The organism is Janthinobacterium kumbetense, from assembly GCF_023703445.1.
Taxonomy (GTDB): domain Bacteria; phylum Pseudomonadota; class Gammaproteobacteria; order Burkholderiales; family Burkholderiaceae_D; genus Janthinobacterium; species Janthinobacterium kumbetense.
The window spans coordinates 276,395-296,692 of record NZ_JAMQGR010000004.1; the positions used below are offsets into that span (position 1 = coordinate 276,395).

Genomic DNA, 20,298 nt, shown 5'->3' on the forward strand with positions numbered 1-20,298 from the left:
AACAGCGCGATGCCTGGCAAATTTTGAACATTTTGCCCGCCTTTAGTAAGAATAAAATTAAACCATATTGAAAGGTCACATCATGAACAAATTACTCGCCGCACTGATCGCTACCCTGTTTGCCACCGCCGCCTTCGCGCAAACCGCACCGGCCACGGAAGCCGTTGTGAAAGCCCAGGCTTCCGCGCAAAAAGACGTCAACAAGGCTGTTGCTTCGGAAGCCAAAGTCGATGCCAAGGCTGACGCGAATGTCGCCAAGGCGGAAATGAAGGCCGATGACAAGAAAGCCGACGCCCACCACAAGGCCAACAAAACCAAGGCCAAGGCACACGACAAAGTCGTCAATGCTGATGCGGAAGACAAGCTGAAAGCGGAAGCCAAGGCGGATAAAACCGATGCCAAGGCCGATGCGAAAGCCACCAAGACGGCCGTGAAAGCGAACGCCAAGGTCGCCAAGGAAAAAGTGGAAGCGAACGCCGACAAGGCCCTGGCCGCCACCAAGACGGAAGAAGCCAAGGCCAAGGCCGACGCTGAAGTCAAGGCAGCCGCCGCCAAGTAATTCCCCGTTTGCGGGCCACGGCCCGCAAACCCCAAAGACAGCTTCGGCTGTCTTTTTTTTCGTCCGCCACTTTTCCCTGGCGTCGCTTGCCAGTCTTGATCTGCCGCAAATGCTCCTCTTTTCGCCGTGCCATAGTGATCTGGCAAACAGACGAAGGGAGACATCATGAGCACCGCTAAAACGAAAAAAACACCGGCCACCGGTTCGGCTGAAGGCATGTCCGCCATGTCTTCCATGCAGGCGATGCCGGTCGAGGGCGACATGCAGGCCGATGCTGATGCGACGGGCGGCGACGCTATGCCGGGGCCGCGCCTGGGCGTGTCGTATGCCGACCAGACGGCGCTCGCCCAGGGGGCGACCGCCGTGGATGCCGGCGCCATGCCGGGCGGCGGCATGCAGCAGGCGCCGCAAGGCATGGCGGGCACCAGCTGCATGCAGATCGGTGGCGGCGGCATGGGCGGCGATGGTGGCGGTGGCAACGGCGGCGATGGGGGGCAGGGCGGCGGCACGCCGCAGGTGCGCACCTGCGCCACGATGGACGTGCATCGCCGCCTGCTGACCGAAGATCCATCCTATGCGAACGTGCGCGCCGATATAGAAAACCTGGCGGGACTATACGAGGGCGACAGCAGCATTGCCGGACGTTCCGGTGTGACGCAGATACCTGTGGTGGTGCACGTGGTGTGGAATACGGCTGCGCAGAATATTTCGGATGCGCAGATCGCCAGCCAGATCGATGTCCTCAATCGCGACTTTCGGCGCGTCAACCCGGATGTGAACGGCACGCCGGCGCCATTTTTGCCGCTGACGGCCGATGCGCGCGTCGAGTTTGCGCTGGCCTCGACCGATCCGCATGGCGCGGCCACCAGCGGCATCGAGCGGCGCCAGACGACGGTCGCCTCGTTTGGCGCGGACGATGCCGTCAAGTCGCAGGCGACGGGCGGCATGGATGCCTGGCCGGCCGACAGCTACCTGAATATCTGGGTGTGCCAGCTCGGTGGCGGCTTGCTGGGCTACGCCCAGTTCCCCGGCGGCCCGGCCGCCACCGACGGCGTGGTGATCCTGCAATCGGCCTTCGGCACGACCGGCACGGCCGCACCGCCGTTCCACCTGGGGCGCACGGCCACGCATGAAATCGGCCACTGGCTGAACCTGAACCATATCTGGGGCGACGACGGCACCGGGTGCTCGGGCACGGACAACGTGGCCGATACGCCGAACCAGGGCGGGCCGAACACGGGCCAGCCTTCGTTCCCCCACGTTTCCTGCAGTAACGGGCCGAATGGCGACATGTTCATGAACTACATGGATTATGTCGACGATCCCGCCATGTTCATGTTCACGGCGGGCCAGGTGGCGCGCATGCAGGCCTGCCTCGATGGGCCGCGTGCCAGTATCGGCACGGGGGGCACGGGGGCAGGCGCCACGCCGCGCCAGAGCTCTTCTCCCGTCGTGGCTTGGGGGGCGAACCGCCTCGACGTCTTCGTGCTGGGCACCGACCGCGCGCTGTACCACAAGGCCTGGAATGGCTCGGCCTGGGCGCCGTCCGTCACCGGCTATGAAGGGCAGGGCGGCATCTGTACCAGTGCGCCGCAGGTGGTGTCGTGGGCGCCGAACCGGCTCGACGTGTTCGTCACGGGCACCGACAGCGGCTTGTTCCACAAATGGTGGAACGGCACGGCGTGGGGACCGTCCCTGACCGGCTATGAAGCCATGGGCGGCTTGTGCGTGGGCGACCCGCGCGCCGTGGCCTGGGGGCCGAACCGCCTCGACGTGTTTGTCGTCGGGACGGACCGGGGCCTATATCACAAGTGGTGGAATGGCGCCGCCTGGGGGCCGTCGCTGACGGGTTACGAAGCCATGGGCGGCATCTGCCTGGGCCAGCCGGAAGCCGTGGCGTGGGGGCCGAACCGTCTTGATGTCTTCGTCATCGGCACGGACCGGGCCCTGTACCACAAGTGGTGGAACGGCACGGCCTGGGGGCCGTCGCTGACGGGCTATGAACGCCTGGGCGGCATCTGCACCTCGTCGCCGAAGGCGGTGGCGTGGGGGCCGAACCGCCTCGACGTCTTCGTCACGGGCACCGATGGCGCGCTATACCACAAGTGGTGGGATGGCGCGAAATGGGGGCCGTCCAACGACGGCTTCGAACGCCTGGGCGGCATCTGCGTGGGCGAAGTGGAAGCCGTGTCTTGGGGGGGCAACCGGCTCGACTTGTTCGTCATCGGCACGGATAGTGCCCTGTACCACAAGGCGTGGAACGGCAGCGCCTGGAGTCCGTCGCTGACGGGATTTGAAAACCTGGGCGGTATCTGCACCTCGCGTCCGCGCGCCACGGCCTGGGCGCCGAACCGCCTCGACGTGTTTGTCACGGGCACGAATGGCGCCCTGTTCCACAAGGCGTGGAACGGGTCGGCCTGGTCGCCCTCCGTGAGCGGCTATGAAAATCTGGGCGGCGTGGTATCGTGTTTCTGATGACAATCTGTGAAACGGGAGGCGGCATGCACGGCATGACAATGGCTTTGCCGAGCGGTAGCTGGACGCATTCCTTCGAGGAGGATGCAGACGGCGTCGAGGTGTACCGGCCCACGGCCACGTTCGCCTTTCCGCCCAGCCGCAGGGGGCGCAAGGTGCTCGAGTTTAGGGCGTCCGCCGGCGCCGAGGCGCAAGGGGAGATGACATTGACGTCCATGGCGCCCGGCCCCGATGACCGGCTCCGCGCCGGCCCCGTGACCCGGTTGCGGCCCATGGGCATGGGGCGTTACGCGCTGGGCGATGCCAGCGGGGCGCAGGAGGTGATCGACATCGTTGAAGCGACGCCCGACGTGCTGCGCCTGTCGCGGCGTTAAGGCGTGCCGCGCAGCTTGCACGCGAGCGCCGTGCGGTTGCCCACGCCCAGCTTCTGGTAAATCGCATGCAACTGGTTGCGTACGGTGGCCGGCGACTTGCCCAGTTCCCTGGCGATGCTTTTATACGGCAAGCCTTCGGCTGCCATCGCCGCCACCAGCCGTTCGGCCGGGGTCAGGCGCTGCATGGCCGCTTGCCTGAAACGTTGTTTGTCATCGCTGTTCTCCTCTCCGTGGGCAGCATGCCGGTGGCATGCCTGCAGGGATAACGGGAGCGCGGGACGTATCTGTAAAATTATCTGTACAACTATTTTCTCTGCGGCCGCTACGGGGCGATAGGCGAAAAAAAAGACAGGCGAACCTGTCTTTTCATATAACTTGATGGCGGTCAGCCGATGGCCGCCATGGATACCGGTTTCAGCTTGGCCGCCAGCGCCTTGCCCTTCTTCGCGCGCTTGCCGAAGTGTTCGGCCAGGGCCGTGGCGCCCAGCGACGCATCCTGCGGTTTCGATGCCCGGCCGATACCCGAGACTACCACGCCGCGCTGGGTGATCGGCTGCACGGCCAGCAGCTTGTCCTTGGCATCGAGGTCGATCAGCTTGACGCCCGTGCCGCCTTTGGACAGGGTTTTCATTTCATCGAGGCCGAACACCAGCAGGCGCGCGCCTTCCGTCAGGCAAGCCAGGGCGCTGGCCGCCTCGGGAATGACTTTGGGCGCCAGAGGCACGTCACCGTCGTCCAGGGTGATGAAGGCCTTGCCGCCTTTCAGGCGGCTCGTCATGTCGCCTGCCTTGGCGATGAAGCCGTAGCCGGCGCTCGTCGCCAGCAGCAAGCTGGTGGCGCCATTGCCCGCGAAATAATGGAGGATGCGCACGGCGTTGCCGGGCGTGCCGCCGCTCAGATCGCACAAGGTCGTGATCGGTACGCCATCGCCGCGCGCGTTGGGTAGCGCCGAGACGGGAACCGAGTAGATCTTGCCATTGTTGCCAAAGCCCAGCAGCGTGTCGACCGTGCGGCATTCGAAGGCGCCATGCAGGCTGTCGCCCGCCTTGAACGTGAACTGCGCCGCGTCGTGGCCGATGCCGGTGCGCGCGCGCACCCAGCCTTTTTCCGAGATGATGACGGTGACCGGTTCATCGACCACCTTCTGTTCGGCCACGGCTTTTTGCGCTTCCTCGATCAGGGTGCGGCGCGCATCGCCGAACTGCTTGGCGTCCGCCTCGATTTCGCGGATGATGGCGCGCTTCATTGAGCCCGGGTTGTCGAGCAGGTCTTGCAGCGACTTTTCTTCCTTGCGCAGCTCGGCCAGTTCCTGCTGGATCTTGATCGTTTCCAGGCGCGCCAGCTGGCGCAAGCGGATTTCCAGGATGTCGTCGGCCTGGCGTTCGGACAGCTTGAATGCCTCGATCAGGGCCGCCTTCGGTTCATCCGAATTGCGGATGATCTGGATCACCTTGTCGATATTGAGCAGGATCGCTTCGCGTCCTTCCAGGATATGGATGCGGTCCTTGACCTTGCCCAGTTTGTAGCCGGTGCGGCGCGTGACGGTCTCGAAGCGGAAATCGATCCACTCGCGCAGGATGTCGCCCAGCCCTTTCTGGCGCGGACGGCCATCGCCGCCGATCATCACCAGGTTGATCGAGGTCGACGATTCCAGCGAGGTGTGCGCCAGCAGCATCAGCATGAATTCCGTCTGGTCCTGGTTCTTCGACTTCGGTTCGAACACCAGGCGCACGGGCGCGGCGCGGCCCGATTCGTCGCGGATGGTGTCGAGCGAATTGAGGATCAGCGCCTTCAGGGCCACCTGGTCCGGCGACAGCGCCTTCTTGCCCAGCTTGATCTTCGGATTCGTCAATTCCTCGATTTCTTCCAGCACCTTTTGCGACGAGGTACCGGGCGGCAGTTCCGTCACGACGGCTTGCCACTGGCCGCGCGCCAGTTCTTCGATCTTCCAGCGCGCGCGCACCTTCATGCTGCCACGGCCGCTCGCGTACATGTCTTGAATTTGCGATGGCGGCGTGATGATCTGGCCGCCGCCGGGGAAGTCCGGGCCGGGAATGATGGCCATCAGTTCGGCGTGCGTGATTTTCGGATCGCGGATCATGGCGACAGCCGCTTTCGCCACTTCCGCCAGGTTGTGCGACGGGATTTCCGTCGCCAGGCCCACGGCGATGCCGGAAGCGCCATTGAGCAGCACCATCGGCAGGCGCGCCGGCAGCAGCTTCGGTTCTTCCGTCGAACCGTCGTAGTTGGGCTGGAAGTCCACCGTGCCCATGCCGATTTCATCCATCAGCAGCTTGGCGATGGGCGTCAGGCGCGCTTCCGTGTAACGCATGGCCGCGGCGCCGTCGCCGTCGCGCGAGCCGAAGTTGCCCTGGCCATCGATCAGCGGGTAGCGCAGCGAGAAATCCTGAGCCATGCGCACCAGCGCGTCGTACACGGACTGGTCGCCGTGCGGATGCAATTTACCCAGCACGTCGCCGACCACGGCCGCCGATTTGCGCGGCTTCGCGGTGGAGTTCAAGCCCAGCTCATTCATCGCATACAGGATGCGGCGCTGCACGGGTTTCTGGCCGTCGCACACGTCGGGCAGGGCGCGGCCCTTGACGACGGAGATGGCGTAATCGAGATAGGCGCGCTCGGCGAAAGTGGAGAGGGTCAGCGCTTCGCCGTCGAATACCGGTTCATCCGGCTCGATCGGCTCAGGCTGGGCATCGTCAAATAAATTGGTTTGTGTGGACATGGCGCTTGTTTCGGTGTTAAGTGGTTGCGGTTGAATTCGTGGAGCTGATTATGACAGCCCGGATTTGGAAAAGGACTTGCCGTACGTCAGATACATGTAGCGCAAGGTCAAATAGAGCACGGCCAGGGCCAGTTCGACGCCGTTATGCATCATCGGCATGGCGCGGATGGCCGGGGCTTGGCTGGCCAGCACGAAAGTGGCGATGGACGGCACCAGTACCACCGGCCAGATCGTCTTCCATTTGAAATCGCTGGGGGAAAACAGCAAGCCGGCACACGACCAGACATACAGCGCGGCGCCGACGAAGGCGGCCGGCAGCAGTTGCAAATACAGTTGCAGCAGCAAGCCCGCGCAGCCGATCAGCCATGCCGCGCGCAGGCGCGGCAAGAGCGCCTCGGGGAAGCGGCAATCGCCATACAGGCCGGTGGCGCTGCGCAGGGCCAGCGCCGCCAGGCAAAACATCAATGGCATGGCCTCGCCGACGGCCAGCGCCGACTGGCCCCTGCCGCTCATGAACATGGCCGCGAATAGCGACAGGCCCAGACACAGGAACAGCAGCATGCCATGCAATAGCTGGCGGTTCATCGCATACGCGAGCAGGGCCGACGCGCACAGGCCGGCCGCAGTAACGAGGCGCATGGTCTCGCTGCGTTCGGGCAGGAACAGCATTAGCGCCAGCAGCAGATAGGGAACGATCCAGCCCAGTTGCCGCAAGCCGGGCCGCTGCCACAGCACGGGCAGGCGTTCCTGCAACGTTTCCTGCAGCGCTTCCAGGCGCGCGAACAGGGGCGCCGGCCAGCGCAAGGCATGCATGGCCAGCAGGGAAAAGGCGAGCGCCTGGAAGCCCAGCAGGCTGGCATAGGCAGCCGTGTCGCCGAGCTTGAAGCCGGCCGCATCGAGCACACCCGCGAGCATGAAGTGCAGCACGAAACCCAGGCCGCCCGAGGCCAGTGCCGTCTGCTTGAAGTAGCGTTTGGCATGGACGGCCTGTTCCCACTGCTCGAACAGGTCTGTATCGAGCTTGCAGGCAAGCATCTCGCCGTGCTGCCAGCGTATCGCATGCAGCAGCTCGCGCAGCTGCAGCGTGAATTTTTGGTCGAACAGCTGGCGCGCGTAGGCGCTTGGCGGCTGCTGCGACATGATGCAGTCCAGGCCGGGGTAGCTGTCGCGGTTGTCGCTGAAATGGGCGAACGAGCGGTCTGCCCGGTAACGCTGCACGGCGCCGCGCACCAGGTCCGCATGGCTGCGCACCAGGTAGGAAAAGTCGCGGTCCCAGCCCAGCTGCTCGAACAGGGCCTGGCGCAGCGCCAGGTCATAGCCGGCGCTGGCGCAATAGCGCAGCGCGCACAGGTCAAATTCCTCGCGCACGTCGAGGTTCAGCATGGCGTCGTCCTGCAGCATGCGGGCCAGCACGTCGCCGGCATCCGCATGCCGCGTCAGCTCCAGGCAACCTTGCCACAGGTTGGCCGCTTCCTGCGCCGGGTCGATGGCGACCACGCCCCATTGTTCCGGGGGAGGAGTCTGTTCCTGGGCAATGATGCCCCACAGTTCCGCAGGCGCTTCCTGCGCCGCCTCGTCGATGACGCCCCACAGGTCGGCAGGTTCCATGGGCGGCGCTTCCGGCACTTCCGCCGCGTCGGTCTCGCTCCCGGCCATTTGCGCTTCCGGAAATTCCTCGGCAAACAGGTGCGCATGGCGCAGCGCGTATTCATACGCTTCGCGCAGTTCCTGGAAGGCGGCCGGATCGTCTTCGGGACGCGTCACCTTCAGGCGCTTCGCGTACGCGCGCTTGAGGGCGCGCTCGTCGCCCGTCGGCTCCGTGTCCAGGATCTCCCACAGGCTGCGCTGCCCGTTGTGCATGCCGCCGTCCATTTACAGGAAGCTCTCGCTCTCGACCTGGCGCAACACATCGTCGAGCGCCTGGCGCGCCTTGCGGATGGTGCTCGGGTCCTGCGTTTCCAGCGCCGCCTGGAAATTGGCCGTGTGCGCCGCCAGGTACTGGCGCACGTCGCCCAGCGACTGTTCGTACAATCGGTCGGCGCGCGTGACCAGGGTGCGGTTTTCCAGCTGCTCGCGCGGGTGGATCTTCAGGTCGGCCAGTTCCGCAAAGCGCTGCTCGATCTGTTCCGGCGTCATCACGCCCGCATTGTCGCTGATGAGCATCTTGTGCTTTTCCTGCGTGGCCAGCACCGTCACTTCCGCTTCCAGCACGCCGCTGACGTCGTAGGTGAAGCGCACGTCGATGCCGATCTCGCCCGCCTTTTTTGCGGGAATCGGGAAGTTGATCTTGCCGAGGAAGACGTTGTCGGCCACCAGGCGCGACTCGCCCTGGAAGATCGCCACGTTGATTTCCTTCTGGTTGTCGTAGATGGTGGTGATGTTTTCCGTGCGCGAGACAGGCACCACGGAATTGCGCTCGATGATGGGCAGGTAATGCCCGCCTTCATACTGGTTCGCGCCGACCTGGCGCGAAATCGAAATGCCCAGCGAATACGGTGCCACGTCCGTCATGACCACTTCGTCGAGGGCGGAGTCGCGCATCTTGAGGCCCGCCTGCACGGCGGCTCCCAGTGCCACGGCTTCGTCCGGGTCCAGGTGGATGGCGGGGAAGCGGCCGAACATGCGCGAGACGAGTTTACGCACCAGCGGCATGCGTGTGGCGCCGCCGGCCAGCACCACTTCATTCAATTCCGCGGCGCGGATGGTGGCGTCGCGCAGCGCCCGCTCCACGGGCAGACGCAGGCGGGCCAGCAGCGGTTCGCACAGCTGCGCCAGCTTGTCTTCGTTGATCTCCCAGCTGTATTCCTTGTCCTGGTAGTGCGTGGCCATGCGCACGGACGGCTGTTCCGACAGCAGGCGCTTGACGCGCTCGGCTTCATCGCGCAGCAGCTGCTGCTGGCGCGGGTCGAACAGGCGGCTGCCGGCGGCGTCGCGCAAGCCGCTGCCTTCCAAAAAGGCGTCGACCAGCACGGTGACGAAGTCTTCGCCGCCCAGAAAATTGTCGCCGGCCGAGGCGCGCACTTCCATCACGCCTTCGAACAGCTCCAGGATCGACACGTCAAACGTGCCGCCGCCCAGGTCGAAGACGAGGAATTTGCTTTCCTGTTCCTTGTCGCGGATGCCGTAGGCCAGCGCGGCGGCCGTCGGCTCGTTGAGCAGGCGTTCCACGCGCAAGCCCGCCAGTTGTCCGGCGATACGCGTGGCCTTGCGCTGCGCATCGCTGAAATACGCGGGAACCGTAATGATGGCTTCCTCGACCTTGTGCCCCAAAAAGGCTTCGGCATCTTCCTTCAGCGCGCGCAGCACCATCGACGATAGTTCTTCCGGACGGAATTGCTGCGTGCCGAGGGTGATCTTCTTTTCGCTGCCCATGTAGCGCTTGAAGACGGCTGCCGTCAGCTGCGGGTGCGTCTGCAGGCGCTCGCGCGCGGCGCGGCCCACCAGCACGGTGCCGTCGTCATCGATGCTCACGCACGACGGCGTCAGGTGTTCACCGAGCGCATTCGGGATGATGGAAGCCTTGCCGTCGCGCCAGATGGCGACCAGGCTGTTGGTGGTGCCCAGGTCGATGCCGATGATCATCAGATATCCGCCTCCGCTTCATTGCCGTGTTCTTCGATCCAGGCGCGGCGTCCTGCAGCTTCGCCTTTGCCCATCAACATATTGAAGCGGGAGGCCGAGGCCATGTGGTCGACTTCACCGAGCGTGACGGGCAGCAGACGGCGCGTGTCCGGGTTCATCGTCGTTTCCCACAGCTGCTCAGCGTTCATCTCGCCCAGGCCCTTGAAGCGCGAGATCGACCAGGCGCCCTGTTTCACGCCTTCCTTGCGCAGCTTGTCCTCGATGGCGAGCAGTTCGCCGTCGTCGAGCGCATAGATCTTCTGCATCGGCTTCTTGCCGCGCGCGGGCGCATCCACGCGATACAACGGCGGGCGGGCGATGCAGATGTGACCTTTGTTGATCAGGGCCGGGAAGTGCTTGAAGAAAAGCGTCAGCAGCAGTACCTGGATGTGCGAGCCGTCCACGTCCGCATCGGACAGGATGCAGATCTTGCCGTAGCGAAGGCCGGACAGGTCGGGCGAGTCGCCCACGCTGTGCGGATCGACGCCGATGGCGACCGCGATGTCGTGGATCTCGTTATTCGCGAACAGGCGGTCGCGGTCCGTTTCCCACGAATTCAAGACCTTGCCGCGCAGGGGAAGAATTGCCTGGAATTCCTTGTCGCGGCCCATCTTGGCCGAACCGCCCGCCGAGTCGCCCTCGACGAGGAACAGTTCATTGCGCGTGATGTCCGACGATTCGCAGTCGGTCAGCTTGCCCGGCAGGACGGCGACGCCCGAGGATTTTTTCTTTTCCACTTTTTGCAGCGAGCGCTGGCGCGATTGCGCCTGCTTGATCACCAGCTCGGCCAGCTTCTTGCCGTAGTCGACGTGCTGGTTCAGCCACAGTTCCAGCGGCGGCTTGGTGAAGGTCGAGACGAGGCGCACGGCGTCGCGCGAGTTCAGGCGTTCCTTGATCTGGCCCTGGAATTGCGGGTCCAGCACCTTCGCCGACAGCACGAACGAGGCGCGCGCGAACACGTCTTCCGGCAGCAATTTGACGCCTTTCGGTAGCAGCGAGTGCATTTCGACGAAGTTTTTCACGGCGCCGAACAGGCCGTCGCGCAAGCCCGATTCGTGCGTGCCGCCATTCGAGGTGGGAATCAGGTTGACGTACGATTCGCGCACGATGGCGCCTTCTTCCGTCCACGCCACGACCCAGGCCGCGCCTTCGCCTTCGGCAAAGCCTTCCGAGTCCGGGCCCGCATACTGCGCGCCTTCGAACAGGGGAATCAGGGTTTCGCCATTCGATACCTGCGCCAGCGTTTCGGTCAGGTAGCCGCGCAAGCCTTCCGCGTACTGCCAGGTTTGCGTATCGCCCGTTTTCGCGTTGGTGAGGGTGACGGTGACGCCCGGCAGCAGCACGGCTTTCGAGCGCAGCAGGCGTTGCAGCTCGGTTTGCGAGATGTTCGGCGAATCAAAGTATTTGGCATCGGGCCAGGCGGTGACGCGCGTGCCTGACTTCTTGCCGTCGCGCGGGGCGGGGCGGGAGCTCAGGGGCTCGATCACGTCGCCGTTGGCAAACACCATATGGTGCAAGCCGTTACCGTCGCTTTCCTTGCGCCAGACGGTGATTTCCAGGCGCGTCGACAGCGCATTGGTGACGGACACGCCGACGCCATGCAAGCCGCCCGAGAACGCATAGGCGCCGCCCGAACCCTTGTCGAACTTGCCGCCCGCGTGCAGCCGCGTAAACACGATTTCCACCGTCGGCACGCCTTCTTCCGGGTGCAGGCCGACGGGAATGCCGCGGCCATTGTCTTCGACGGTGATGCTGCCATCCGTGTTTTGCGTCACGGCGATATGCGTGCAGTGACCGCCCAGCGCCTCGTCGGAGGCATTGTCGATCACTTCCTGAATGATGTGCAGCGGATTTTCAGTGCGGGTGTACATCCCCGGGCGCTGCTTGACGGGTTCCAGTCCTTTCAGGACACGGATGGATGATTCGCTGTAGTCGGATGCTGGTTTTTTAGTGGCCATACGTGTTCAAGCTAAGTAAAGACAGTGGTTGGAACGCCAGGCCAGGGCACTGCGGGGCACAGTGACAGCGGCGGCGATAACTGTATGAATATACAGTATATCCCGTCCAGCGTCACTGGGGGAGGGCAGTGCGGCAGGCTTGGCGTCCTTGTGCGGACGCTCGCGCATTCTATCTTGTCCCGCGAGCAATAGCGCTACTCCAAGGCAACAACAGTGCGCCGCGCGCGTGGTTTGGCGCCCATTGTGAAGGATTTTATGCGGTAAAGCGCCCGTTTTTACATCTTGTTTACAGCTGCCTCCCCAGTCTTTACGAATTTTTTAGACCCTTTTGGCTAATCTGCTCACTATCAAAACAAACCTGAATGAGGGTGGGAATGGATCTCGTGTATCTCGGCTTGATTGCCGTGTTTTTCGTCGTGGCGGCCGGCTTTGCCGTCGCCTGCGACAAATTAGGGAGCGTCAAATGAACGCGTTTTATGTGCTGGGCGCCGTCGTGTCGGCTGGCCTGCTCGTGTACCTGCTGGTCGCGCTGCTGAAGGCGGAGGAACTGTGATGACGACGCAATCGATATTGTTATTGGTGGCTTTCCTGGCCGTGCTGCTGGCCGCCGGCTATCCGCTGGGCCTGTATATGGCCAGGGTGGCCGGCGATGGCCCCGTGCGCGGCCTGGGCTGGCTGCAAAAGCTGGAAAACCTGCTGTACCGCTGGTCCGGCCTGCCCGCCGACAAGGCCATGGGCTGGAAAAGCTATGCCATCGCCCTGATCGTCTTCAATACCGTGGGCGCCGTCTTCGTGTACGGCCTGCAGCGCCTGCAGGGCTTCTTGCCCTTGAATCCCCAGGGTCTCGGCGCCGTCAGCCCCGATTCCTCGTTCAATACCACCGTCAGCTTCGTCGCCAATACCAACTGGCAGGGCTACGGCGGCGAACAGACCATGAGCTACCTGACGCAGATGCTGGGCATGGCATGCCAGAACTTCTTTTCGGCGGCCACCGGCATCGCCGTGATCTTTGCGCTGGTGCGCGGCTTCGCCTCGCGCTCGGGTAAATCGATCGGCAATTTCTGGGTCGACCTGGTGCGCTCGACCCTGTACATCCTGCTGCCGCTGTCCCTGGCCCTGTCCGTCGTCTTCATGGGCGAAGGCATGATCCAGAATTTCTCCGCCTACAAGGAAGTGACCCTGCTCGACCACGTGGCGTATGAAACGCCGAAAATGACGGCCGACGGCCAGCCCGTGCTGGATGCCGCCGGCAAGCCCGTGATGGAAGCGCAGGTGGCGACCACGCAGACGATCGCCATGGGGCCCGTCGCGTCGCAGGAATCGATCAAGCTGCTGGGCACGAATGGCGGCGGCTTCTTCAATGCCAATTCCTCGCACCCGTATGAAAACCCCACCGTGCTGTCGAACTTCCTGCAGATGCTGGCCATCTTCATCATCCCCGCCGGCCTGTGCTTCACCTTTGGCCGCATGGTGGGCGACCTGCGCCAGGGCTGGGCCGTGCTGGCCGCCATGACCTTGATCTTTGTCGTCATGACGGCCGGTGTGATGAGCGCCGAGCAGCAAGCCAATCCCGCCTTGCAAGGCCTGGGCCTGGACCAGCAGGCCAGCAGCCTGCAATCGGGCGGCAATATGGAAGGCAAGGAAACGCGCTTCGGCATCAGCTCATCGACCCTGTTCGCGGCGGTGACGACGGCCGCATCGTGCGGCGCCGTCAACTCCATGCACGATTCCTACATGCCCCTGGGCGGTATGGTGCCGCTGCTGCTGATGCAGTTCGGCGAAGTGATCTTCGGCGGCGTGGGCACGGGCCTGTACGGCATGCTGATGTTCGCCATCCTGGCCGTCTTCATCGCCGGCCTGATGATAGGCCGCACGCCCGAATATCTGGGCAAGAAAATCCAGGCCTATGAAATGAAGATGGTGTCGCTGGCCATCCTGATTACGCCAGCCCTCGTATTGACGGGCACGGCGATCGCCGTGATGGTCGAACCGGGTACGGTGGGCGTGGCCAATCCGGGCGCGCACGGCTTCTCGGAAATCCTCTACGCCTTCACGTCGGCGGCCAACAACAACGGCAGCGCGTTTGCCGGCCTGTCCGCGAACACGCCGTTCTACAACGTGATGCTGGCGATCGCCATGTGGTTCGGCCGCTTCGGCGTGATCGTGCCCGTGCTGGCGGTGGCCGGTTCGCTGGCGGCCAAGCAGCGCCTGTCGGCCAATGCCGGCACCATGCCCACGCACGGCCCCATGTTCATCGGCTTGCTGATCGGCGTTGTCGTGCTCGTCGGCGTTTTGAATTACGTTCCCGCGCTGGCCCTGGGCCCGATCGTCGAACACCTGCAACTTTTCATCAAATAAGAGGCTACCATGTCACGCACAAGCCTGACCTTGTTCGATTCCGCACTGATCGGCCCCGCCGTCGTCGATGCGTTCAAAAAACTCGACCCCCGCACGCAGTGGCGCAGCCCCGTGATGTTCGTCGTCTACGTGGGCAGCATCATCACGACCCTGCTGGCCATCCAGGCCCTGAATGGCCAGGGTGAAGCGCCATTCGGCTTCATCGTCGCCGTCGCCGTGTGGCTGTGGTTTACCGTGCTGTTCGCGAACTTCGCCGAGGCGCTGGCCGAAGGCCGCAGCAAGGCGCAGGCGGCGTCCCTGCGCGCCCTCAAGCAAACGGTGATGGCAAAGAAAATGCAAACGCCGAAGTACGGCACTTCCTGGCTGCCCACTCCGGCCACCGACCTGCGCAAGGGCATGACGGTGCTGGTCGAGGCGGGCGACGTGATTCCCGCCGACGGCGAAGTGACGGCTGGCGTGGCCTCCGTCGACGAAAGCGCCATCACGGGCGAATCGGCGCCCGTCATCCGCGAGTCGGGCGGCGACTTTTCCGCCGTGACGGGGGGCACCCGCGTGCTGTCGGACTGGCTGCTGGTGCGCGTTTCCGTCAATCCGGGCGAAGCCTTCATCGACCGCATGATCGCCATGGTCGAAGGCGCCAAGCGCCAGAAGACGCCGAATGAAATCGCCCTGACGATCCTGCTCGTCGCCCTGTCCATCGTGTTCCTGATCGTCACCGTGACCTTGCTGCCGTATTCGCTGTTTTCCGTGGCGGCGGCCGGCAGTGGCACGCCGGTGACCATCACCGTGCTGATCGCGTTGCTGGTGTGCCTGATCCCGACCACCATCGGCGGCCTGTTGTCCGCCATCGGCGTGGCCGGCATGAGCCGCATGATGCAAGCCAATGTGATCGCCACGTCGGGCCGCGCCGTGGAAGCGGCCGGCGACGTGGACGTGCTGCTGCTGGATAAAACGGGCACCATCACCTTGGGCAATCGCCAGGCATCGAGTTTTGTACCGGCACCCGGCGTAACGGAGCAGCAGCTGGCCGATGCGGCGCAATTGGCCTCCCTGGCCGATGAAACGCCGGAAGGGCGCAGCATCGTCGTGCTGGCCAAGCAGAAGTTCAATATCCGCGAACGCGAGATGGCCAGCCTGCACGCCACCTTCGTGCCCTTCACGGCGCAGACGCGCATGAGCGGCGTGGATATTCCGGGCGAACAGCAGGTACGCCAGCTGCGCAAGGGCGCGGCCGATTCCATGAAAAAATATGTGGAAGCGCTGGGCCAGCCGTATCCGGCGGAGGTGGGGCGCGCCGTCGACGATATCGCGCGCCGCGGCAGCACGCCGCTGGTGGTGGTCGACGATGGCCGCGTCATGGGCGCCGTGGAATTGAAGGATATTGTCAAGGGCGGCATCAAGGAGCGCTTCGCGGAACTGCGCCGCATGGGCATCAAGACCGTCATGATCACGGGTGACAACAAGCTGACGGCAGCTGCCATCGCCGCCGAGGCGGGCGTGGACGATTTCCTCGCCGAAGCGACGCCGGAAGACAAGCTGAAACTCATCCGCAGCTACCAGTCCGAAGGCCGCCTGGTGGCGATGACGGGCGACGGCACCAACGACGCTCCGGCGCTGGCGCAGGCCGACGTGGCCGTGGCCATGAACTCGGGCACGCAGGCGGCAAAGGAGGCGGGCAATATGGTCGACCTGGACTCGAACCCGACCAAGCTGCTGGAAATCGTTGAAATCGGCAAGCAGATGCTGATGACGCGCGGTTCGCTGACGACGTTCTCGATCTCGAACGACATCGCCAAGTACTTCGCCATCATCCCGGCCGCCTTCGTGGGCACCTATCCGCAGTTGAAGGCGCTCGACATCATGCACCTGGCCAGCCCTGCGTCAGCCATCATGTCGGCCGTGATCTTCAATGCCTTGATCATCGTCGTGCTGATCCCATTGGCGCTGAAAGGCGTGCAGTACCGGGCTATCGGTGCGGCCAGCCTGTTGCGCCGCAACCTGCTGATCTACGGTCTGGGCGGCATCGTCCTGCCCTTTATTGGCATCAAGCTGATCGACATGCTGCTGTCCGCACTCAATTTAGTCTAAAGGAACCATCATGAGCACTATCGTACGTCCCGCCCTGGTCCTGTTTGCCGCGCTGACCGTGATCTGCGGCGTCGTCTATCCGTTTGCCACGGCCGGTATCGGGCAGCTGGCCTTCAACGATGAAGTCAACGGCAGCATCGTCGAGCGTGGTGGAAAACCTGTCGGATCGAGCCTGATCGGCCAGTCCTTCACCTCGCCCAAGTACTTCTGGGGCCGGCCATCGGCCACCGCGCCGATGGCGAATAACGGCGCCGGTTCGGGCGGCTCGAACCAGGGTCCGAGCAACCCGGCCCTGGTGGACGCCGTCAAGGCGCGCATCGCTGCCCTGCAGGCAGCCGATCCGGGCAATCGCACCCCGATCCCTGTCGACCTGGTGACGGCGTCGAGCAGCGGCCTGGATCCGGAAATCAGCCTGGCGGGCGCCTTGTACCAGGCGCCGCGCGTGGCCCGCGTGCGCGCGTTGCCGCTGGCGCAGGTGGAAAACGCCATCGCCAAGGTGCAGAAAACCGCGTATATCGGCTTTTTCGGCGAACCGCGGGTCAATGTGCTGGAACTGAATCTGGCGCTGGATGCGGCCGCGAAGTAAGATGATGCAGGGGCAGAGCCGCCGGTTTTGCCCCTGGTTTTGACATTAAAAGATGCCCATGCTCCCCAACGACAGCCAACGCCCCGACCCAGACGCCCTGCTGGCGCAAGTGCAGGCGCAGGAAAAGAAAGCCGCGCGCGGCCGGCTGCGCATTTACTTTGGCGCCTCGGCCGGCGTCGGCAAGACCTATGCGATGCTGGCCGCCGCCCGCAAATTGCTGGCCGATGGCCAGGACTTGCTGGTGGGCGTGGTGGAGACGCATGGGCGCCAGGATACGGCGGCCCAGCTTGACGGCTTGCCCGTGCTGCCCCTGAAGGCCATCGAATACCGGGGCAAGACCCTGTTCGAGTTCGACCTGGACGAGGCTCTGCGCCGCGCGCCGGCACTGATACTGATGGATGAACTGGCCCACTCGAACGTGGCCGGTTCGCGCCATCCGAAGCGCTGGCAGGATGTCGAGGAATTGCTGGCGGCCGGCATCGACGTGCTCTCCACCGTGAATGTGCAGCACCTGGAAAGCCTGAACGACGTGGTGGGCGGGATCACGGGCGTGCGCGTGGCGGAGACCCTGCCCGACACGGTGTTCGACCGCGCCGATGAAGTGGTGCTGGTCGATATCCCCGCCGATGAACTGCTGCGCCGCCTGAAGCAGGGCAAGGTGTATCAGCCGCTGCAAGCCGAGCGGGCATCGCAGCATTTTTTCCGCAAGGGTAACCTGATCGCCCTGCGCGAACTGGCCTTGCGCCGCACGGCGGACCGGGTACAGGACGACGTGCAGGCTTACCGCGTCGAGAAATCGATCAATCCCGTGTGGAAGACGGGCGCCGCGCTGCTCGCCTGCGTGGGACCGCACGCGGGCGGCGAGCACGTGATCCGCAGCACGGCGCGCCTGGCCAGCCAGCTGAATGCGGAATGGCATGCGCTGTACGTGGAAACACCGCGTTTGCAGCGCCTGCCGGCGGTCCAGCGCGAGCGCATCCTGAAAACCCTGAAACTGGCGCAGGACCTGGGCGCGCGCACGGCCATTGTGCCGTCCGCCGATATCGCCGGCGCCGTGGTCGAGTATGCGCGCAACGCGAATATCTCGAAAGTCATCGTGGGCCGTGGCCGCGCCGGTGCGCTGGCGCGCCTGTGGCACACGCCGCCAGCCGCGCGCATGGCCAGCCTGGCGCCCGATATCGATCTGATCGAGGTGGGCTTGCCGCCTGCCGATGCGGCGCCCCGGCGCGCGGCCGGCGACGATGCGGAGGCGCCGCGCCGGCCCTCGCGCCATTGGCGCTACATCCTGGCGGCCGGCGCCAGCCTGGCCACGGCTCTCGCCTCCGTCCCCCTGCAGCCCTATCTTGACCTGGCCAATATCGCCATGCTGTCCTTGCTGACGGTGGTGCTGGTGGCCGTGCGCCTGGGGCGCGGGCCGGCGGCGCTGGCCAGCCTGGTGGGAGTGGCTTGCTTCGATTTCATCTTCGTGCCACCGCGCTTTTCGTTTGCCGTGGGCGATTTCCAGTATGTGATCACCTTTGGCGTGATGCTGGCCGTGGGCCTGATCACGGGCCACCTGACGGCCGGCCTGCGCTTCCAGGCGCGCGTGGCTTCGCACCGCGAAGCGCGCGCCCGGGCCCTGTACGAATTCTCGCGCGAGCTGTCCGGCGTGCTGCAGACGGAGCAGATTTTCGACATCACGAAAAGCGCCATCGAACGGGCTTTCCGCGCGCGCGCCACCTTGCTTTTACCTGATGACGAGGTCAGCTTGCAAGCCCCGAACGGCGGCGAGCCGCTCGATATCGGCATCGCGCAGTGGGCCTTCGACCATGCGCAGGCGGCGGGGACAGGCACGGATACCTTGCCGGCGTCGCCCATTTTCTACCTGCCGCTGATCGCACCGATGCGCACACGGGGCGTGCTGGCACTGCTGCCGCTCGAGGGCGCACACCGCGGGCGCTGGCTGCTGGTGCCGGAACAGCGCCAGCACCTTGACACCTTTGCCGCGCTGGCGGCCATCGCCCTCGAACGCGTGCATTACATCGACGTGGCCCAGGGCGCGCTGCTGCAGATGGAGTCCGAGCGGCTGCGCAATTCGCTGCTGGCGGCCCTGTCGCACGACTTGCGCACGCCGTTGACGTCGCTGGTGGGCCTGGCCGAATCGCTGGCCTTGTCCCGGCCAGCCTTGTCGCCTGCGCAGCTGGACATGGCGCGCTCGCTGCAATCCGAAACCGTGCGCATGAGCGCCCTGGTGGCGAACTTGCTGGACATGGCGCGCATCGAAAGCGGGCAAGTGCGCCTGAACCTGCAATGGCAGGCGCTGGAAGAAGTGGTGGGCAGCGCGCTGCGCGCCAGCGGTCCGCAATTGCAGCAACATGCCGTGCAGACGCAGCTGGCGCCGGACTTGCCGCTGGTGCGCTACGACGCTGTGCTGATCGAGCGCGTGCTGTGCAACCTGCTGGAAAACGCGGCCAAGTACACGCCGCCCGGCAGCACCATCACGGTCGCGGCCGGGGTGCACGGCCAGTTCCTGCAGGTGACAGTGGCCGATGATGGCCCGGGCTTGCCGCCCGGCCGCGAAGAAGCGATCTTTGAAAAATTTACGCGCGGCGAACGCGAATCGAACAAGCCGGGCGTCGGGCTGGGGCTGGCCATTTGCCGCGCCATCGTCGAAGCCCACGGCGGCACCATCCACGCGCAGCCGCACGCTCCGGGACGGGGCGCCGCCATTGTGTTCAGCCTGCCGCTGGGCACGCCTCCGGCGCCGCCGGAGATCGAGCTCGATGACGCCAACGACCATGAAACAGGAAAACCAACATGAACGAACCTTCCGCCACCGCCCTGCTGGTCGAGGATGAACCGCAAATCCGCCGCTTCGTGCGCGCCGCGCTGGAGGACGAGGGCTGGCAGATTTTCGAATCGGCCACCATGCAGCGGGGCCTGATCGATGCGGGCACGCGCCGGCCCGACCTGATCGTGCTGGACCTCGGTTTGCCCGATGGCGACGGCATCGATTTCATCGCCGACATCCGCAAATGGTCGGCCGTGCCCATCATCGTGCTGTCGGCGCGGGTCGACGAGCAGGACAAGATTCGCGCGCTCGATGCGGGCGCCGACGACTATCTGACCAAGCCGTTTGGCGTGGGCGAGCTGCTGGCCCGCGTGCGCGCCACCCTGCGCCGCCAGCGCCAGCCTGCCGCCAGCGACGATGGCGTGGTGCAGTTTGGCGACGTGCGCGTCGATTTGAAGGATCGTCTGGTGACACGCAACAAGCAGCTGGTGCACATGACGCCGACGGAATTCCGCCTGCTGTCGGTACTCGTTAAGAATGCCGGCAGGGTGGTCACCAATCCGCAGCTGTTGCGCGAAGTATGGGGGCCGTCGAACAGCGAAAACGGCCACTATCTGCGCATCTACATGGGCCATCTGCGCCAGAAGCTGGAAGCCGATCCGGCCCAGCCGCAGTACCTGCTGACGGAAACGGCCGTCGGCTACCGGTTGCTGCTGCCGCTCTAACACCTGTTATTTCCCTGTTTGAAAACAGGCGCCGCGCGCGCCAG

The 20,298-nt window shown here is 64.5% G+C and carries 14 protein-coding genes; 9 read left to right on the forward strand and 5 right to left on the reverse strand.

Annotation, left to right across the window (positions count from 1 at the left end; genetic code table 11):
• Window positions 1-82 precede the first annotated feature (82 nt).
• The 3 genes from NCG91_RS14880 to NCG91_RS14890 all read left to right on the forward strand — a co-directional run bounded on the left by NCG91_RS14880 (window position 83) and on the right by NCG91_RS14890 (window position 3,408).
• Window positions 83-559, forward strand: coding sequence for a hypothetical protein (locus NCG91_RS14880; RefSeq protein ID WP_099666487.1), 477 nt, complete (start codon window positions 83-85; stop codon window positions 557-559).
• A gap of 165 nt (window positions 560-724) precedes the next feature.
• Window positions 725-3,034 (forward strand): DUF8189 domain-containing protein, encoded by a 2,310-nt coding sequence (locus tag NCG91_RS14885; RefSeq protein WP_251350240.1) that lies wholly within the window; start codon window positions 725-727, stop codon window positions 3,032-3,034.
• 155 nt (window positions 3,035-3,189) lie between these two features.
• On the forward strand, window positions 3,190-3,408 hold the full coding sequence (locus NCG91_RS14890) for a hypothetical protein (RefSeq protein ID WP_251350241.1): 219 nt from the start codon (window positions 3,190-3,192) through the stop codon (window positions 3,406-3,408).
• On the opposite strand, the gene NCG91_RS14895 is transcribed toward NCG91_RS14890, so the two are convergent.
• From NCG91_RS14895 to NCG91_RS14915, 5 genes are all read right to left on the reverse strand, one after another.
• Entirely contained in the window at window positions 3,405-3,593 is a 189-nt protein-coding gene (locus NCG91_RS14895; protein WP_251350242.1) for a helix-turn-helix domain-containing protein, read from the reverse strand. The two genes, NCG91_RS14890 and NCG91_RS14895, sit on opposite strands and share 4 nt — an antisense overlap.
• Window positions 3,594-3,793: 200 nt before the next feature.
• On the reverse strand, window positions 3,794-6,148 hold the full coding sequence (gene parC / locus NCG91_RS14900; protein ID WP_251350243.1) for a DNA topoisomerase IV subunit A: 2,355 nt from the start codon (window positions 6,146-6,148) through the stop codon (window positions 3,794-3,796).
• A 48-nt stretch (window positions 6,149-6,196) separates the two neighbouring features.
• On the reverse strand, window positions 6,197-8,008 hold the full coding sequence (locus NCG91_RS14905) for a J domain-containing protein (RefSeq protein ID WP_251350244.1): 1,812 nt from the start codon (window positions 8,006-8,008) through the stop codon (window positions 6,197-6,199).
• 12 nt (window positions 8,009-8,020) lie between these two features.
• Window positions 8,021-9,730: a molecular chaperone HscC gene (locus tag NCG91_RS14910; RefSeq protein ID WP_285817139.1), complete on the reverse strand. Its 1,710-nt coding sequence runs from the start codon at window positions 9,728-9,730 to the stop codon at window positions 8,021-8,023.
• Entirely contained in the window at window positions 9,730-11,727 is a 1,998-nt protein-coding gene (locus NCG91_RS14915) for a DNA topoisomerase IV subunit B (RefSeq protein WP_077408539.1), read from the reverse strand. Before NCG91_RS14915 ends, NCG91_RS14910 begins: the two co-directional genes overlap by 1 nt.
• Before the next feature lie 463 nt (window positions 11,728-12,190).
• On the opposite strand from NCG91_RS14915, the gene kdpF reads away from it, so the two are divergent.
• From kdpF to kdpE, 6 genes are read left to right on the forward strand one after another with little or no spacing between them, the layout of a single operon-like run.
• Complete coding sequence (kdpF, locus tag NCG91_RS14920; RefSeq protein WP_034746483.1) at window positions 12,191-12,280, forward strand: K(+)-transporting ATPase subunit F; 90 nt, start codon at window positions 12,191-12,193, stop codon at window positions 12,278-12,280.
• Window positions 12,280-14,085 carry a potassium-transporting ATPase subunit KdpA gene (gene kdpA / locus NCG91_RS14925; protein ID WP_251350245.1) on the forward strand — a complete coding sequence of 602 codons (1,806 nt, stop codon included), beginning with the start codon at window positions 12,280-12,282 and terminating at the stop codon, window positions 14,083-14,085. The genes kdpF and kdpA overlap by 1 nt, the downstream gene beginning before the upstream one ends.
• Before the next feature lie 9 nt (window positions 14,086-14,094).
• Window positions 14,095-16,173: a potassium-transporting ATPase subunit KdpB gene (kdpB, locus tag NCG91_RS14930; RefSeq protein ID WP_251350246.1), complete on the forward strand. Its 2,079-nt coding sequence runs from the start codon at window positions 14,095-14,097 to the stop codon at window positions 16,171-16,173.
• Between the two features lie 10 nt (window positions 16,174-16,183).
• Window positions 16,184-16,759, forward strand: a complete 576-nt coding sequence (gene kdpC / locus NCG91_RS14935; RefSeq protein ID WP_251350247.1) for a potassium-transporting ATPase subunit KdpC — start codon at window positions 16,184-16,186, stop codon at window positions 16,757-16,759.
• A gap of 58 nt (window positions 16,760-16,817) precedes the next feature.
• Window positions 16,818-19,559: a DUF4118 domain-containing protein gene (locus tag NCG91_RS14940; protein WP_251350248.1), complete on the forward strand. Its 2,742-nt coding sequence runs from the start codon at window positions 16,818-16,820 to the stop codon at window positions 19,557-19,559.
• The gene (kdpE, locus tag NCG91_RS14945) at window positions 19,556-20,254 is read left to right on the forward strand and encodes a two-component system response regulator KdpE (RefSeq protein ID WP_034746496.1); all 699 of its coding nucleotides are present in this window, start codon (window positions 19,556-19,558) and stop codon (window positions 20,252-20,254) included. The genes NCG91_RS14940 and kdpE overlap by 4 nt, the downstream gene beginning before the upstream one ends.
• Window positions 20,255-20,298: the final 44 nt, after the last annotated feature.

Coding starts and splice junctions, on each gene's coding strand:
- NCG91_RS14895 (WP_251350242.1), bottom strand. CDS start 3,593: ATGCAGCGCCTGACCCCGGCCGAACGGCTGGTGGCGGCGATGGCAGCC.
- parC (WP_251350243.1), bottom strand. CDS start 6,148: ATGTCCACACAAACCAATTTATTTGACGATGCCCAGCCTGAGCCGATC.
- NCG91_RS14910 (WP_285817139.1), bottom strand. CDS start 9,730: ATGATCATCGGCATCGACCTGGGCACCACCAACAGCCTGGTCGCCATC.
- kdpE (WP_034746496.1), top strand. CDS start 19,556: ATGAACGAACCTTCCGCCACCGCCCTGCTGGTCGAGGATGAACCGCAA.
- kdpC (WP_251350247.1), top strand. CDS start 16,184: ATGAGCACTATCGTACGTCCCGCCCTGGTCCTGTTTGCCGCGCTGACC.
- kdpF (WP_034746483.1), top strand. CDS start 12,191: ATGAACGCGTTTTATGTGCTGGGCGCCGTCGTGTCGGCTGGCCTGCTC.
- NCG91_RS14915 (WP_077408539.1), bottom strand. CDS start 11,727: ATGGCCACTAAAAAACCAGCATCCGACTACAGCGAATCATCCATCCGT.
- NCG91_RS14880 (WP_099666487.1), top strand. CDS start 83: ATGAACAAATTACTCGCCGCACTGATCGCTACCCTGTTTGCCACCGCC.
- kdpA (WP_251350245.1), top strand. CDS start 12,280: ATGACGACGCAATCGATATTGTTATTGGTGGCTTTCCTGGCCGTGCTG.
- NCG91_RS14885 (WP_251350240.1), top strand. CDS start 725: ATGAGCACCGCTAAAACGAAAAAAACACCGGCCACCGGTTCGGCTGAA.
- NCG91_RS14905 (WP_251350244.1), bottom strand. CDS start 8,008: ATGCACAACGGGCAGCGCAGCCTGTGGGAGATCCTGGACACGGAGCCG.
- NCG91_RS14940 (WP_251350248.1), top strand. CDS start 16,818: ATGCTCCCCAACGACAGCCAACGCCCCGACCCAGACGCCCTGCTGGCG.
- kdpB (WP_251350246.1), top strand. CDS start 14,095: ATGTCACGCACAAGCCTGACCTTGTTCGATTCCGCACTGATCGGCCCC.